The organism is Thermodesulfobacteriota bacterium, from assembly GCA_035559815.1.
Classification (GTDB): Bacteria; Desulfobacterota_D; UBA1144; order Nemesobacterales; family CSP1-2; genus DATMAT01.
In genome coordinates this window covers 1-15177 of record DATMAT010000063.1, presented here as the reverse complement: position 1 = coordinate 15177, position 15177 = coordinate 1, and the positions used below count along the sequence as shown (strand labels likewise).

The following is a 15177-nucleotide window of genomic DNA, read 5'->3' as shown; positions in this document are numbered from 1 at the left end:
GTGCCGTGAGCGAGTTGCGCATGCGGGCGAATCCGTCATCATGAGTATCCTTGCTTCCTGATTATTCGCTGGTAGACATATCTCTTCTGATATGGAAGGGCTTCTTGGCTTCGTGTCCAGGCTTAAAGTAGGGAACGCAGATCTGCGTTCCCTACAATTTTGGTATCGTCTTTGTGGAGTAACCCTCCGGTCATCGAAGCTCGAACTATTTTATATTGGAAATGACATAAACCCTAATCTCCGTGGTCGCGGGTAAATACGAGCAAGGAGTTAGCCGGTATGACGATCGAGGCCGACGCAGGCAAACCATGTAATGGGACTCCGCCTACGAATATCCGGCCGCCGTTGCCAGCCACTCCGGGATTGGGAAGATCTTCATAAAAATCGCTGTTGAATGACTCAATCCAATCGCCTTCCACAGGAAACCCCAGTGTGTAATTATAAAATGTATTATCGTTCAGGCTGGCCACTACAATGACATCTCGCCCCGCTCCTTCGATCCAACGGTGAAAGGCTAGAATTCGGTTCCGGTTGTGAACGTGAAAGACGTTGACCGCTCCCACCCTCAAGGCCGGATGTTTATGCCTGAGCCGGATCAGGTCCTTCATGAAGTGGAGGTGGTCGACTACCGTTTTATCGCCGCTTTCCAGCCCTCCCCACCAAATCAGGTGGTCAGGGGAGCGGGAATCGTGCCACTGCTTGTCCTCCAGCAATTCCTGTCCCATGAAAATCATCGGGATACCGGGGGCGGTCAGAAGGAGACCATTGGCTACCCTAGCTCGGCTGCGCGCATACCACGACCGGTGATTACCGGGGTCGGCCAGAGCCGGCAAACGTTGCCCGCGGTCTTTGTAAACTATGTCATGGTTCTCCACACAGGTCACGGCGTTCCACTGATGCTCAAACCCCGGTAGCACCAATGAGGAAGCTATATGGTCAAGATTAACGGCAGCATTCATTCCATAAGAGGATTGTCCAATTGCAGCACGAAGTGTATTGCGAAGCCCATCGTGCTGGGTCGTATCAAAGCCGGCTCCGCCATGAATTCGGGGACGGACCACCGCTGTATTGACCGGCCAGTATTCGGCGTTCTGAAGCGCTTCGGGCTTGGTGTGGCGAACCGTGCTGGTCAGGTCCTGACAAAAGAGCCAGCCGGACTGGCTCATGTGGTCGATCACGCTGACCTCGTCGTAGCGAAGTCCGTCAATGTGGAATTCTTTTAGGTAATACACGGCGTTGTCGATCAGGAATTGCCTTACTTCTCCTTTCCAGAACGCAAAAACCAGTCCTCCGGCCCATCCCTGGTCGGTGAAGTAAAGGCTGTTATTCTGGTCGCCGTTTTTCCGGCGGTCAAAGAAATAGATGCTCTCATCGCCGAAATCGCCGCCTGCATGGTTGTAGACCACGTCCAGAATCACGGCAAGGCCATAAACGTGGCAGAGGTCGACCAGAATCTTGAGCTGGTTCATGGAGCCGCGCGCGTGGTCTAGGGAAAGGGTCTCCTTACCCTTTCGGGAAAGGAGGTCATTAACGAAGGTAAGGTATTGGCCTAGCTCTTCCTCGTCATCCACTCCGTAGTCCATCTCCGGGGAAAAATAATCGGTGCCGTTATACCCCATGCTGAACATGGTCTGGAATTCGACGATGGGCATGAGCTGAACGGCAGTGATGCCGAGCCCCGCCAGGTATTCTACTCGCTTTACCACGTCCAGAAACTTGGCCACCCGGTTGGGCCTGTCCGGGCCATAATAGCAGCCCACATGTAACTGGTAAATAATCATGTTGTGGAAATAGGGTGTGCGGTATTGACTGTCGTGCCACGGATACAAGTTCGGGTCTCGCAGGATGCAGTTAGATTGAGGCCAATCTGGCGTCAATTCACGGGCGTAGGGGTCCCTTTTTCTGCCCTCGGACCCCTCTCCCACCACATAGAACATGTATTCATCGCCCTCTTTAGCTTCGGCGTCAAATCCGGTCCAGCGGCCGTCTGGGCGTTTAAACAGCGCGGTTGATTCGTCTCGTGCCCAATTATTAAAGCTTCCCATCACATGTACTTCCAACGCCCCGGGGGCCCAGACCCGGAATGTGGCTCCCCCCGCTGGCAGCAGGTTCCCTCCCATCGGGGTCTCATCGTTGATATGTTCTTGGGAAAGCGGCATCTCGATTCCCTTTCTTTAGGCGAAGCTCGGTTTCGTTACCGCTGGCTATTATACAATAGGCGCCACGGAAGCACTATTACCGACTCAAAACTTTCTCTAACGCCTTGACAGCGTGTTATACTAATTTCAGGGGTGGATAAAATTGGGGATAATATTTGAAAAGAACATAAAAAAGATATTGTTCTTTTTGTTTGCTCTGGTTTTATCTGGCTGCGGCATGTCTGGAAAGAATTCCGTTCAAACAAGCCAGGAAGGAATAACCCAGGCCTATTTAGGATGCCTCATGTATAGCTCCGATATACTAAAATGCCAGGACCTAAGGTGGGGAGCCATGCTCGCTCTATCCAATAGACAGAAGGAAACAACCGTTACCATAGAGGACCTGGATAAAGCGACTCCGGTAAAGTGAAATGTTCAGGGGTTAACGTGTTTGCGAGTTTGCGGGTTATAAAAAACGGAACCCGGAAACCCGAGGGTCAGGTCTTGAACCGAGAATTCAGGCTTAAGGAAAAGGATGCCCCCCCTTTTTTCGAGGTCCTTTCCACCGGTGGATTCCCGGCCGGTGGGGCGAAATGGAATCTTCTACTTTTTAGAATGTACATGGATAGATAAAGTAGAATCCGCTGGCAACACCTACGGGATCAGAACCGGCGTTTCTTCGTCGAGTGCACGTGCTTTTTGAGGCGAGCGGCTTTTATCGGCGAGTTACCGACCGAACCAGGCTGTGCCGGAGGCCGTAAGCGAAGTAAATTACCAGTCCTATGGCCATCCAGATAATCAGCCGTAACCATGTATCACCCGGCAGTGAAAGCATTTGCAATAAACTCAGGGCAGCGCCCAGAATTGGCACCAGAGGAACTAGCGGCGTCTTGAACGGGCGTGGAAGTTCCGGACGGGTATAACGTAGCACCAGCACGCTTATACTGACTATAACGAAGGCGAGTAGGGTACCAATAGAAACGAGCTCACCCAGAATGCCGATGGGGAATAGGCCGGCAAAGAAAGCCGCTAAAATACCTGTCACTATCGTTGTAATATACGGCGTTCGGAACCGGGGATGCACCGCTGCAAACTGTTTCGGCAGCAAACCGTCCCTGGCCATGGAATAAAAGATTCGAGGCTGTCCCAAGAGAAATACGAGGATCACGGAGCTGAGTCCGGCAATTGCCCCGATTTTAACAAGGGGACGTAACCAGAAAAGCTCTGAACCTACTGAGTCCACAGCCACTGCAATGGGGTCCGGCACCAGTAGCTGGTCATACTTCACGATGCCAGTCAACACCAGTGCCACAGCTATATATAACAGTGTGCAAACCCCGAGTGAGCCTAGAATGCCAATCGGCATATCTCGCTGGGGGTTTCGCGCCTCCTGCGCTGCCGTGGAAACAGCGTCAAAACCGATGTAAGCAAAGAATATCACGCCAGCACCCCGTAATATACCACTCCAGCCAAAGTGTCCAAAGGTTCCCTGATTTGGTGGTATGAAAGGTTTCCAGTTCTCCGTATTGATGAAAAATAGACCCACACCGATAAAAAGCAGTAACACAGAGATCTTGACAAATACCATCACGTTATTTGCGGCGGCCGATTCCTGAATTCCCACCACCAGGAGAAAAGTCATCACTACAATAACGAAGACGGCAGGTAGATTGATAATGGCGCCTGTGCGTATCCAACCCATGGTTGCATCGAATGCCAATGGAGAATTTGAAAGTTGCTCGGGAATTACAATGCCAAAGTCTTTGAGGAAACTTACCACATATCCGGACCAGCCGACGGCTACAGTAGCCGTGCCGAATAGGTATTCCAGAATAAGATCCCATCCGATGATCCATGCAAAAAACTCACCCAGAGTTGCATACGAATAAGTGTAGGCACTGCCAGCGACGGGAATCATCGAAGCCATTTCTGCATAGCACAAGCCGGTCAACGCACAGCCGATACCCGATATAATGAAGGATAGTACTATGGCCGGTCCTGCATACTGTGCGGCTGCCTGACCAGTTAGCACGAAAATACCGGCGCCGACGATGATACCGATACCAAGGGTTATCAGATTAAAAGGACCCAGCACGCGTTTCAGACTGTACTTTTGGTCCTCTGCTTGTTCCACCAATTCAGCGATAGTCTTCTTCGCCAGAAATCGTCTGTGCATAAGTCTCTACGCCCCGAACGATAATAGTATCCTAAATAATATGCTATTTATGATGGAAAGGGAATGTCCAAGTATGTTTCTTATGAAAGGATTTGTCGGATTTACAACTAACCTGGTTATGAAAGGTGTTGATCTTACAATGGTTCAAGAGTTGTTATGCCATAAATCAATTGTGATGACGAGGCGGTATTCGCATTCAACTCTAGAGCTAAAAAAAGAAGGCCGTTGAGGGTCTCAATTTTGAAAGGATGGGCACCTCTTCGGGCACATCTCTTAAAAAGGCGGAATCTCCTTATTTTGAAACTGTACCGTATCTAGCCGCAATTAAGTGATAATTGATGGCGGCCCCTACGGGATTCGAACCCGTGTTTCTGCCTTGAGAGGGCAACGTCCTAGGCCGGGCTAGACGAAGGGGCCTTATCGGTTACATGGTAATTTAGCATACCGAAGGATGAAATCAATATAAAACTGAATTTAAGCTTGCGCCTGTTTGGAGCTATCGAGCGGGGATCTTTTCAATAGGGCAATAACAAGTGAGGTCTCGTAGAGCTCTTCACAGCCGAAAATGATGGAGAGAAAAAGTAGGCTCTCCATATTCCATATCCAACCGGCTCCGATACCGACTAAGCTCAAGCCGACAAGTCCGATACGCATAGATCGCACTAGGGCCAGTGCTCTCATTGGGTCGAGTGACTCTTGGAGCACCTTCTTCACTCCCCAGGATAAACTCCAAGAAACCATAGCTAAGCCTAATATTAGAACCAGGATGGCAAGATAGATGTTCGAGGGAATCTCGGTCATTGTTCTTTCCTCCATTGGCTGGAGGTGACAAACGATGAACTCACATAGATTTATGATGCGGATTTAAGAGCTTTTGATTCACGCTAGAATTGGACCACATTGGAATTTAAACTAAGCGGTTAGCGAGTTACCGTGTTAGCGGGTTTGAACTAGAATCTAACCATGGTGTTTAAATCTGGCTCTTGATGGACAGTTTTTGTCCAGGTTAGTACTTATACTATGGTTAAAACATGGTGGATAAAACTAATGTGGAGACATGCCATGGGGTGTCTCGATTGATGCTTCAACTGTTTTTGAATTTGTGCTAAAATGGGCTGAGACTGGGGAGAGCGATTATGCGGAGTTTCGTAAGTTTCCTTTACAAACTCGCCAGGATTCTAAACGATATAACTACCCTTCTCGGCGGTGATCCCAAGAGAATCGGCAGGCGTGCAAAGAACAAGCTGGTCGGCAGGAGTATAGTAAAAAAGATCTGGAGGTTCCCTTTTTGACCACTGCCATGAATTCGTCAAATGATTTTGGTTTAGTGCTGGTATCCAGATTATCGGCCGTCAACGAACACTCGGAAACCGCTTCTCTTAAAGTTGATTTCAGAGAAGGATTCATGTCTATCATCAAGGGGGCGATAGAAAGCTCGGCTCCAGAGCTTTACAAAACCCTCTTTGAAAAAAGGACGGTAAAGCCCTATACATTTGCCGTATCTTTTGGAAATGAAGTGAGGGTAGAAAACGATGAGCTTTTTTTCAAAAGCCCAATAGAGTTTAAATTCAGCAGCAACCATCCGGACATACTCATCATGGTTTATAACCATCTCTTGAAAACTAAGGAATTCCCAATACGCAATGTTACATTTAGGGTAGAACATAACGACATCATCAAGCCTAAAAGACTGGAGAAAAATGAGGTTATTCTCAGGACCATCTCTCCTATACTCATAAGAAGTCACAAAAATGAAAGACACTATGTTTGTCCGAAGTGCTTCAACTTTGAGGGAGATAACGATTTTGAGGAAGCCTTCAAGTTCAATATGGATGAGCTTTGTCGGAATCTCCTCAGCTTGAATGACGCCACCGAGGTTATATTCAATCCTATCAAGTTAAGGAAACTCGTCATCAAACACATGGGGCTAAAGCTCCCGGGATTTGTTGGTACTTTTTCTCTGAAATCAGACCCAGGCATTCTAAACCTTATAAACCTAGTTGGTCTCGGCTCGAGACGTGGACAGGGCTTCGGGATGGTTGAGGTGGTGAGGGAGATATGAATGAAGAGAAGGAAAACAAAATAACTCTTTACCCATCAAACTGGCTTTACAATGCGGGAGTGGTGGGGTTCGTTCGGTCTATCGAGATTATCGAAAATCAATTAGACAAGACTTATTTAGATACAGATGGCAGAGCTCATATAGAAGCTCAACTATTTGATGAATTAGATGTTAAGAGAAGATATTTCTCAGAAGACAAAATTTCATCAATAATTGGAAACGCACCGATTTATAGAAATTATTTACAATCAAGTTGGAAAGATGCTTTTCCCCACTTTGTAAAATCCCTGAGGAATATTCGAGAGAATAGCAATATAAACTGTGGATTATGTCTTCAAAAATTCAGTTTTGACCAAGCTGAAATAGATTTTCTTAAAAATCAAGGACTATCCAAGTTTTTAGAGGGTATAACCAAGTTGGATGTAAGATTTCATAATGATATAGCGCCTTCTCAAAAGTTTCCCAATGGCTTTTGGAATTTGAATTCAAGTATTCCTATATGTTATCTATGTAGTTTTATAATCGTCCACCACCACCTTGCCCTCACAACACTTCAAGATAACTCCCAAATCTTCATAAATGCTCCATCTTTTAAAGTGATGTATCACCTCAATAAATTTCTTGGAGATATTTACACCAAGCAAGGAGCAAAAGATGTAAGGCAGATACTCGGCATGAGCGTTATCGAATACGCCACCAAAATACAGGCTACGCTTGGCGAATGGACAGGAATGAATATTGAGGTCGTGAGCAAATACAGGAAAAAAGTTGCAAATACAGGTAACCCAAACCAGGATTACAAAGTTGAAATAGATTTTTTTAGTTTGCCTTATGAAATCATCAGAATTCTTTCGGATAAGGAAATTGCAAACCTTTTGAATAGTATAGGTGAGTTCAAGGTGCTAAATATTGTGTTAGATGGAAAGCTTACAAAATTGGTGGAGGATGCATATAGGATGTTGAGAATTGGTTTAAAACCTTTCAATGAACGAAATAAAAGTGAGAAGGAGTTTTTGAATGACTATCTTAGGTTATCAACAAATAGAAGTAAACCATTTTTAGTAGCCCAAAAAATGCTCAAACTTTATGCATCAATTGAAGAGAAAAACAAAAAAGAGGTAATCCTATGAGTACAGAAACCAATCGAAATGAGACACTTGAACAAATCTTCGCGGATTTAGAAAGCAAAATAAGGAACGGTTCAATAACAAAAGATGATTTCGGTAAAGGAATAAAGGAGTTAAAAGCTAATTATAAAAAACTTCAAAGCTTGCTTGAATGGGCAAAAGAGGCAAAGCCTCAAGATAAAGGTATTTACAGATTATACAAACAAGTATCTTATGAGAACACAAGCGATCTAGCCGAATCATTGAGAAAATACGGCTATAGTCTGGTAACTCCTTCAGAAAAGGATACTAGTGAGCAGAGTAAGAAAAAGAACGAATTGAAGGAAGTATTTGTAAAACGGCAAGGCTATCGCCTTATGGAATTAACTAGGCTTGGTAAAAGAGATGAAGTTTTTTATGGACTCTTGAGAATCTTCTGGTCATTCAAACTCCAATTCCGCCTAGACTTAGCTGAAGCATTCAAACCCGTTTACTCAGATGAATTATTCAAAGTGCTTATTCTTTCCTTCTTAAGTGGTGTGTTAGGAGAGCAAGAAGAATGAAATAAACAAAATCTTAATAAGAGGTGCATTATGAAAAATATCACCATAACAGTAATTTTTGAAGGTTTCGCTCTCAACCGTGATGAGAAAATAGGAGGGAACATACTTTCTATCAAAAAACTGAGAAGGGCTAGCGGAACTTATAGCTTCATCGGGAAAAATGCTATTAGGCATTATTTGTTTGAAACGTTACATAAGCGATTCAAAGACAACCAAAATAATACAATTTGGGGAAAAACACTTGTTAAAGCTGAGGACGTTATTCAATTCGATATTACGCAGGAGGATATTCTAACCAGTCCCGAGCTAGATGTTTTCGGCTACATGTTCACCACTGGAAATAAATCTATAACCCGTAAGGGGCCGCTAGGCATTACTAAAGCTGTCGCACTTGAACCTTATGAAGGGGATATGGCTTTTTATGCCAATCACGACCTAGTGAAAAGGGCAAAAAATCAAGGAGTAGAAACGGAACCAGACCCTTTCAATAAAGAAGAAAACATTTCATTCTACAAAGTCAGCTTTACAATTGATTCAGAAATGCTAGGCAGGGATGAGTGGATAGCTGATGGTTTTGATTCTTCTCAAGGCGAAGTTGTTATTAAGTACAAGGAAGCAAACACAGAAAAAGAATTGAAAATAGTAAAAAAGAATGTTAAATCAGAAAAAATTAGAAATTCAAATAAGTACAAAATCACTTTTGAACTCGATAATAACAAAAAGAGAGAACGTATACTACAAATCCTTGAAGCTATAAAAGATGGTCTGTATGCTCAATCCAGTGGTGAAACAAACACAATAGTTCCCCTTTTCCTCATTGCAGGTTCCGTAAAAGTTCCAACCCCTGTGTTTCATTCCTTTATTGACGTGAGACGGGAAAATGGTCAGTACAAAGTAATCGGTGTTCAGGATGGACTTAGAAATTCTTGGATAGATGGGAAGGTGTATATCCAGGATTGTGAACGGCTAGGAGTTGACGAATATCTAAAGAAAGATGGAAAGGTAACTGATAATTGGGATGAGTTGTTACAAACAATTGGCATAAAAGATAAAAGTGACAGCCAACAAAATCAGCAAACACTAGATGAAAAAGATAAAAATTCTGGTTAAAGAAAAAATTAGGCAAATCTTGCAATGAATAAAGAGTCAACCACAAAAGCCTTACGTATAAGAATCTACCAACCACAAGCACACTATCGTGTTCCGTTTACCTATCAACGGAGACATACTTACCCCATCCCGCCTTACTCTACAGTGATTGGACTTTTATGCAATGTGTTGGGAATAAGGAATCTGAAGACACAAGGGGAACCTAAAGAAGATGCGAATTATAAGAAATTAAAAGAACTAAAAATCTCCATAGCCGGAAGGTTTGAAAGCAAAACAACTGAATACACGTGGCTTAGAAATCTTTCCAAAGACAGTCATATAATAAGGTTTGGCTCTACAAATATCAGAGAAATCAACGGTCATATCGAACATATAGGTGGTCAAAGCCCTGTTCTAATTGACATTCTTAGTGAGGTAAAACTGTTCATTTACCTGGCAAACAATGATGAAGTTTTTTTAAAAAAGATAAAAACCAGTTTAGAGAATCCTACACAACGTCTTTATCCCATCCATTTGGGAAGAGCGGAGGATTGGATAGTTTTTGAGGAAATATCTAGTATTTTTGAACTAGAATACAAAGAAAAAATCCAAGACGGCAATTACCGCAACTTTTTCTGGATACCTAAACATTATGTTCGCAATGGGCAAACACCGGGGCTCCGCTACAGAGTGCCAACCTTCTATAAATTAACCAACGGCGTCAGAAACTTTGAGTACGAAGACGCTTTCTTAAATGATGGAAAGATTATCGGACTAAAAGGTTACTTTGACGAATTTGAAGAAAACAACGTGAAAATCAGAATGCCTGTATTTTTCTCAGGAAGACGGGATAATGGATCGACCACATAGAATCCTGGCTAAAAGCATCAAAAAGCATAAAGAAACAGATAGTCAGGAGAAAGGTGAAATATATCTCAAGGAACATACTCGTGATGTTTGGGATGCCTTTGAAAATCTCTCTAATTCTAAAAACCTCCCTGACAAACACATAGATGAAGCAGTAAAACTGGCAATCCAGATTGCCATAATGTGCCATGACTTCGGAAAAGTTCTTCCTGCATTTCAGCAAAGAACCCTCGGAAACATTGATTACAAACCTCTTTATCCCTACAATAATATTCCACATTCTCTTTTTTCAGTCTTCTGGATGGATGGAGAGAAGATAAATGAACAGTTAAAGAATGTAAAACCTACCCAAGAAGAATTAGAACACCTTACTCAGTTTATTTACTCCGCTGTGGCATTTCACCACTGGCGCGGCAACTTTGACCAGCTTATCAACTGGAGTGATAAAGATTTGTGTGAATTTCTTAGCAAACTAATTGAACATAGGTCATTTCGAGAAGCACTATTTGAAAACCTAGCGAGTGAATTTGAGAACTTTCAAGACGGATTCAACCCGAAAGACTATATCCTCTTTAATGAGGAATGGGCAAGCGGGATTGTAAACGGCTTGTCTTTGGCTCATTACGTTATGCCACCCTACTTAAATACTCTTCTACCACAACGTGCTGAACTATCAAAAGAAGAGAAAAAGAAATGGATATTAATAAGCGGTTTGCTCATGCGCTCAGACCACTTTGCTTCATTCTGCGAAGAAGAGAACGAAGACACGAATAAAATCGAGATCTCAGGTTTAGATAACAAACTGGAAGAAGAAGTCGAGAAATACATTAAGGACAAATCATCAAGCCCAAACGCTTCAATATGGCAAGTAGATAAAGTAAAAGATTGTAAAGATAAAAGCGTTATCCTAATTGCTCCCACTGGCTACGGAAAAACCGAGTTTGCTTTCCTCTGGTCGAATGGAGATAAGTTCTTCTACACACTGCCGCTCCGTTCGGCTGTGAATCAAATATTTAAGAGGGCAAAAAACATCTTCACAGAAGAGAAAACAGGATTGCTTCACTCCGATGCGGATGTCTATCTTCTAGGGGACGGAGCCGAAACAGACAGTTTAAAGGTTTACGATTTTGCCCGCCAGCTTTCTCATCCTGTAATTGTTTCGACTGGCGACCAGTTCTTCCCCTATGCTCTAAAGCCCCCATCTTATGAGAAAACCTATGCTACTATGTCTTATTCACGTCTTGTGATTGACGAGGTGCAGGCTTACAATCCCAAATCCGCCGCTATCATTGTGAAATTTATAGAGGATATGGTCCTTATGGGTGGGAAGTTTCTTCTTATGACGGCTACATTGCCGAAGTTTGTGAAAGAGGAATTAGAGAAAAGGATTAAAAAAGCAGATTATAGGATAGTCGATGTCTACACCGACAAAAAGGAAAGTAAAAGAAATTTTAGCAATTTGAAGAAGCATAAGATTGAACTTGTGAGAGTTGAAGGTGTAGGGGACACGAAAAAGTCGCTGTTTGAACTTTCAGATGAGCAACTGGAGCAAATCATCCAAAGAATTAGTTGGCGAGTTATTCAAGAAGCTAAAGGAAACAAAAGAGTTCTTGTAATCTTAAACACAGTTAGAATGGCTCAAGACTTATACGATCAGGTTAAAAGGCTAGCTGGAAATACTCCTGTCTATCTTATTCATTCCCGATTTACATTGAAGGATAGGGAAAATAATGAAAAGGTTCTTGCAGCCGAATTCAAGAATCCGAAATCTCTGAATGGAAATCAACCTAGAATCCTCATTGCGACTCAAGTTGTCGAAGCATCTTTAGACATTGATGCGGATGTGCTATTTACAGAAATCGCACCTCTCGATGCGCTTGTTCAGAGGATGGGAAGGGTGTTAAGACGTATCAAACACAATCCTGAAGGTGAAGTTGTTGAATATCGTTATCGTTACGATGAGCAAGCGAAAAGTACCGTTGAGTTTAAAAATTATGGAAATGGATTTGAACAGTCCGAGACTAATGTTACCGTTTGGACTTTTGAAAATGGTTTGGAATCGGGAAATGCCAACTTCTATGATAAAGACCTTCTACTTTTAAGTTTGAAGATTCTAAAGGAGTGTAGCGACCGGAAAAGTCTTGAACCTCAAAATTTAAAAGATTGGCTGAAGAGTATGGAGAAAAAAGATACAAATGAAATCCTAGATGAGCTTTTAGGTGAGGTTAAGCAGCCTGCAAAAGGCAAGAAGAAAAAGCTAGTTTTGCCGCATCAACAACTCAAGAACCCTTACGCCGCCCTATCCGAATACGATAAGTACGAGATGGTCAAACTGCTTTATTTATCCTTGCCGGATGACCACAGCTATTTGAGTGAATTCAGGAAAACTTTAGACATCTTAGACGCTGGCTTTATGTCGGACAGGAAAGAGGAGGCACACAAAATCTTTAGAGAGATTTACGATATTCAGCTTATACCTGAAAGTAAAGTCAGTGATTTCATAAAAAAGATTAAAGAATTTTTCAAAAGTGATGAAATAAAAGAGTCAAAGCATCTTTTCACACTTTTTAAAAAGCAAGTCCTTTCACAGTTTGTCGTTTCAGATGGTTATTTTAAACATCGCAAGAACCTATCCCCCGATGATTGGGTGTTTTATAAAGTTTTTGAAAAGTTGAATAACAATGATATTGAGGAAATCCTTGAAAAATTAGGAAAGATCTATGGATACAGGAATTACAAACAAGATGACTTTGAAAGGAAACTTAAAAGATGGCTGTCGGGCATTTTTGCCCTTCCAGTTCAATATGATGAGAGCTTGGGCATTAGAGAGAGCAAAAGTAAGACCGGAGAGAGCGATAATAAGGAAAATCAAGAAACTGAGGATGCAGAAAGCAACATAATATGACCCTGGACCAGCAGCTAAAACACACCGGAACCCTCGTTAACTACTACTTCGTCTGCAAACGGAAGCTGTGGCTTTTTGCGCATCAGATAAATTTTGAAACAGAGTCTGACACGGTTGCACTCGGGAGGTTGTTATCTGAGATTTCCTACGACCGCCAAAAGAAAGAAATTAAAATTGACGAAATGATCTCGATTGATTGGATTGATTTCAGGAACAAGGTCATTCATGAGGTAAAAAAGTCGGATAAACTCGAAGAAGCACACCTTTGGCAGGTGAAGTATTACCTCTATTTTCTTGAATCAAAGGGCGTCCAGGGATTTAGGGCGGAGATAAACTATCCCAAGTTTCATAAGCGCGAACTCATTGAGCTTATCGACTCGGACAGGGAGTATCTAAAAGAAGTGATAAAGGAAATCGAAGAGATTCTTCCGAGGGATGAGATCCCAGAGAAAGTAAGAATTCCGGCCTGCAGGTCGTGCAGTTATTTTGAATTTTGCTGGGTGTAGATTTTTGTAGACTCCACCACGAAGTCACTAAGGCACAAAGAAAAATTTATGAACACAAGGTTTTCTTATGGCCACTGAATTCCTAATACAAAACTTCGTGTCTTGGTGCCTTTGTGGTTAAAATGGATGGTTTAAATGGAAAAACCGTTCTATATCTTTAGCAACGGGCGGATAAGGAGAAAGGATAACACGGTCTTTTTCGAATATGGCGATTCTAACGACGAATCCCAAGAAGAAAAGGAATCAAAGCCTGCAAACAGGCGCGCGGTTCCGGTAGAGACGATAGATTCGATCTACCTTTTTGGTGAAGTTGACCTGAATAATAAAGTTATAAACTTTCTCGGACAAAATCATATACCGATTCATTTCTTTAACTACTACGGCTACTACACGGGAACTTTTTATCCAAGGGAGTACGCGGTTTCGGGCCATATTTTAGTAAAGCAGGTATCACATTACGTAGATCCAGGCCTGCGCTTTGCCATAGCGCAGGAAATCATACAATCTTCAAATCACAACATACTCAAAAACCTGAAGTATTATGAGCGCAGGTACGGAGACCTGAGCGGTTTCATTTCGCATATAGAGAATAAAAACAGAGAGATGGGCAGTTCAAGATCAATAGAGGAACTCATGGGATTTGAGGGGCAAATCCACAAGCGTTACTTCGAGGCCTGGAATAAGATTCTAAAATCTGAAACGTTCCTATTCGATAAGCGCACTAGAATGCCGCCGGATAATCCCATAAATGCGCTTATTTCATTTGGTAATTCTATGGTATATGCAACTGCTTTAAGCGAGATTTATAAAACACAGCTCAATCCGGCTATAAGTTACTTGCACCAGCCGAGTACAAAGCGTTTCTCTTTGAGTTTGGATTTAGCCGAGATATTTAAGCCGCTCCTGGTTGATAGGCTGATTTTTAGCATGATTAACCATAACCAAATTCGCGAGAATCACTTTGAGAGCAATTTGGAATTTTGTTATCTGAACGAGAAGGGAAGAAGAACTTTTACGGAGCAATTTGACGAGAAGCTAAAAACCACAGTAAAGCATCCGAGCCTTAAGCGGAATGTGAGCTATCGTCAGTTGATAAAGTTGGAGTGTTATAAGCTAGTTAAGCATATTCTAGGAGAAGAAGAATTTAAAGGATTTAGAATGTGGTGGTGAAGCTATGTACTACATAATGGTTTATGATGTAAATGTGAAGCGGGTCAATAAGATGCTTAAGTTGCTCAGGAAGTATCTAAACTGGGTGCAGAACTCTGTTTTCGAGGGAGAACTCAGTGATTCCCAATTGGAAAGATTAAAACATGAGATCAAGGATATTATTAAGTCTAATGAGGACTCTGTTATAATCTATGCGATGGAATCAAAGTGGTTAGCACGGGATATCATAGGGTTGGAGAAGAAGGAGATTGGAACGATTATATGAAGGGTTTTTAGTCGTGGACTGGGGTTTTATGCATTTTGACGAGCGACTTAAAAAGCAGGCTAAAATTTTTAAGTTTTTCGATTGGTATCAGCAAGTTAGAACTAGGACTAGAATCGAACCATGGTGGAATTTAAACTTGTCATATAACAATCGATACCGGCCCTAATAAGGTACTAGAATCGAACCATGGTGGAATTTAAACTTGAACAAATCAGGCTGAGATGGAAGCAAGGCAAATACTAGAATCGAACCATGGTGGAATTTAAACTCAATAACAACAGATGCTTCCTCTATATGATCGTCAACTAGAATCGAACCATGGTGGAATTT

At 42.5% G+C, this 15177-nt stretch carries 15 protein-coding genes, 1 tRNA gene and 1 CRISPR repeat array; of the genes, 12 read left to right on the top strand and 4 right to left on the bottom strand.

Going from position 1 to position 15177, the window contains the following annotated elements; translation table 11 throughout:
• Positions 1 to 233: 233 nt before the first annotated feature.
• Positions 234 to 2159 carry an alpha-amylase family glycosyl hydrolase gene (locus tag VNN20_15145; protein ID HWP93527.1) on the bottom strand — a complete coding sequence of 642 codons (1926 nt, stop codon included), beginning with the start codon at positions 2157 to 2159 and terminating at the stop codon, positions 234 to 236.
• Positions 2160 to 2301: 142 nt separating this feature from the next.
• Here VNN20_15145 and VNN20_15140 point away from each other — a divergent pair, with 142 nt between their 5' ends.
• Both VNN20_15140 and VNN20_15135 read left to right on the top strand, forming a co-directional pair.
• Entirely contained in the window at positions 2302 to 2568 is a 267-nt protein-coding gene (locus VNN20_15140) for a hypothetical protein (protein ID HWP93526.1), read from the top strand.
• Positions 2569 to 2642: 74 nt separating this feature from the next.
• Entirely contained in the window at positions 2643 to 2771 is a 129-nt protein-coding gene (locus tag VNN20_15135; GenBank protein ID HWP93525.1) for a hypothetical protein, read from the top strand.
• An 82-nt stretch (positions 2772 to 2853) separates the two neighbouring features.
• On the opposite strand, the gene VNN20_15130 is transcribed toward VNN20_15135, so the two are convergent.
• The 3 genes from VNN20_15130 to VNN20_15120 all read right to left on the bottom strand — a co-directional run bounded on the left by VNN20_15130 (position 2854) and on the right by VNN20_15120 (position 5115).
• Positions 2854 to 4314, bottom strand: a complete 1461-nt coding sequence (locus VNN20_15130; GenBank protein ID HWP93524.1) for an amino acid permease — start codon at positions 4312 to 4314, stop codon at positions 2854 to 2856.
• Between the two features lie 339 nt (positions 4315 to 4653).
• Positions 4654 to 4731: transfer RNA gene (locus VNN20_15125), tRNA-Glu, on the bottom strand.
• A gap of 57 nt (positions 4732 to 4788) precedes the next feature.
• A complete protein-coding gene (locus VNN20_15120) occupies positions 4789 to 5115 on the bottom strand; it encodes a hypothetical protein (GenBank protein ID HWP93523.1) in 327 nt (108 codons plus the stop codon).
• Positions 5116 to 5450: 335 nt separating this feature from the next.
• Between VNN20_15120 and VNN20_15115 the strand changes: the two genes are divergently transcribed.
• The 10 genes from VNN20_15115 to cas2 all read left to right on the top strand — a co-directional run bounded on the left by VNN20_15115 (position 5451) and on the right by cas2 (position 14847).
• Positions 5451 to 5606, top strand: a complete 156-nt coding sequence (locus VNN20_15115) for a hypothetical protein (GenBank protein HWP93522.1) — start codon at positions 5451 to 5453, stop codon at positions 5604 to 5606.
• Positions 5603 to 6376: a CRISPR-associated endoribonuclease Cas6 gene (cas6, locus tag VNN20_15110; protein HWP93521.1), complete on the top strand. Its 774-nt coding sequence runs from the start codon at positions 5603 to 5605 to the stop codon at positions 6374 to 6376. Before VNN20_15115 ends, cas6 begins: the two co-directional genes overlap by 4 nt.
• On the top strand, positions 6373 to 7506 hold the full coding sequence (locus tag VNN20_15105) for a hypothetical protein (protein ID HWP93520.1): 1134 nt from the start codon (positions 6373 to 6375) through the stop codon (positions 7504 to 7506). The genes cas6 and VNN20_15105 overlap by 4 nt, the downstream gene beginning before the upstream one ends.
• Complete coding sequence (locus tag VNN20_15100; protein HWP93519.1) at positions 7503 to 8045, top strand: hypothetical protein; 543 nt, start codon at positions 7503 to 7505, stop codon at positions 8043 to 8045. The genes VNN20_15105 and VNN20_15100 overlap by 4 nt, the downstream gene beginning before the upstream one ends.
• A gap of 30 nt (positions 8046 to 8075) precedes the next feature.
• Entirely contained in the window at positions 8076 to 9155 is a 1080-nt protein-coding gene (gene cas7i, locus VNN20_15095; GenBank protein ID HWP93518.1) for a type I-B CRISPR-associated protein Cas7/Cst2/DevR, read from the top strand.
• 24 nt (positions 9156 to 9179) lie between these two features.
• Positions 9180 to 10004 carry a type I-B CRISPR-associated protein Cas5b gene (gene cas5b / locus VNN20_15090; GenBank protein ID HWP93517.1) on the top strand — a complete coding sequence of 275 codons (825 nt, stop codon included), beginning with the start codon at positions 9180 to 9182 and terminating at the stop codon, positions 10002 to 10004.
• The gene (gene cas3, locus VNN20_15085; protein ID HWP93516.1) at positions 9988 to 12906 is read left to right on the top strand and encodes a CRISPR-associated helicase Cas3'; all 2919 of its coding nucleotides are present in this window, start codon (positions 9988 to 9990) and stop codon (positions 12904 to 12906) included. Before cas5b ends, cas3 begins: the two co-directional genes overlap by 17 nt.
• Positions 12903 to 13412 carry a CRISPR-associated protein Cas4 gene (gene cas4, locus VNN20_15080; GenBank protein ID HWP93515.1) on the top strand — a complete coding sequence of 170 codons (510 nt, stop codon included), beginning with the start codon at positions 12903 to 12905 and terminating at the stop codon, positions 13410 to 13412. The genes cas3 and cas4 overlap by 4 nt, the downstream gene beginning before the upstream one ends.
• A gap of 135 nt (positions 13413 to 13547) precedes the next feature.
• A complete protein-coding gene (gene cas1b, locus VNN20_15075; protein HWP93514.1) occupies positions 13548 to 14582 on the top strand; it encodes a type I-B CRISPR-associated endonuclease Cas1b in 1035 nt (344 codons plus the stop codon).
• A gap of 4 nt (positions 14583 to 14586) precedes the next feature.
• Positions 14587 to 14847 carry a CRISPR-associated endonuclease Cas2 gene (gene cas2, locus VNN20_15070; protein HWP93513.1) on the top strand — a complete coding sequence of 87 codons (261 nt, stop codon included), beginning with the start codon at positions 14587 to 14589 and terminating at the stop codon, positions 14845 to 14847.
• Between the two features lie 105 nt (positions 14848 to 14952).
• Positions 14953 to 15177: a CRISPR direct-repeat array (repeat unit 26 nt; unit sequence ACTAGAATCGAACCATGGTGGAATTT).

Coding starts and splice junctions, on each gene's coding strand:
- VNN20_15145 (HWP93527.1), bottom strand. CDS start 2,159: ATGCCGCTTTCCCAAGAACATATCAACGATGAGACCCCGATGGGAGGG.
- VNN20_15130 (HWP93524.1), bottom strand. CDS start 4,314: ATGCACAGACGATTTCTGGCGAAGAAGACTATCGCTGAATTGGTGGAA.
- VNN20_15120 (HWP93523.1), bottom strand. CDS start 5,115: ATGACCGAGATTCCCTCGAACATCTATCTTGCCATCCTGGTTCTAATA.
- VNN20_15115 (HWP93522.1), top strand. CDS start 5,451: ATGCGGAGTTTCGTAAGTTTCCTTTACAAACTCGCCAGGATTCTAAAC.
- VNN20_15105 (HWP93520.1), top strand. CDS start 6,373: ATGAATGAAGAGAAGGAAAACAAAATAACTCTTTACCCATCAAACTGG.
- VNN20_15100 (HWP93519.1), top strand. CDS start 7,503: ATGAGTACAGAAACCAATCGAAATGAGACACTTGAACAAATCTTCGCG.
- cas7i (HWP93518.1), top strand. CDS start 8,076: ATGAAAAATATCACCATAACAGTAATTTTTGAAGGTTTCGCTCTCAAC.
- cas5b (HWP93517.1), top strand. CDS start 9,180: ATGAATAAAGAGTCAACCACAAAAGCCTTACGTATAAGAATCTACCAA.
- cas3 (HWP93516.1), top strand. CDS start 9,988: ATGGATCGACCACATAGAATCCTGGCTAAAAGCATCAAAAAGCATAAA.
- cas4 (HWP93515.1), top strand. CDS start 12,903: ATGACCCTGGACCAGCAGCTAAAACACACCGGAACCCTCGTTAACTAC.
- cas1b (HWP93514.1), top strand. CDS start 13,548: ATGGAAAAACCGTTCTATATCTTTAGCAACGGGCGGATAAGGAGAAAG.
- cas2 (HWP93513.1), top strand. CDS start 14,587: ATGTACTACATAATGGTTTATGATGTAAATGTGAAGCGGGTCAATAAG.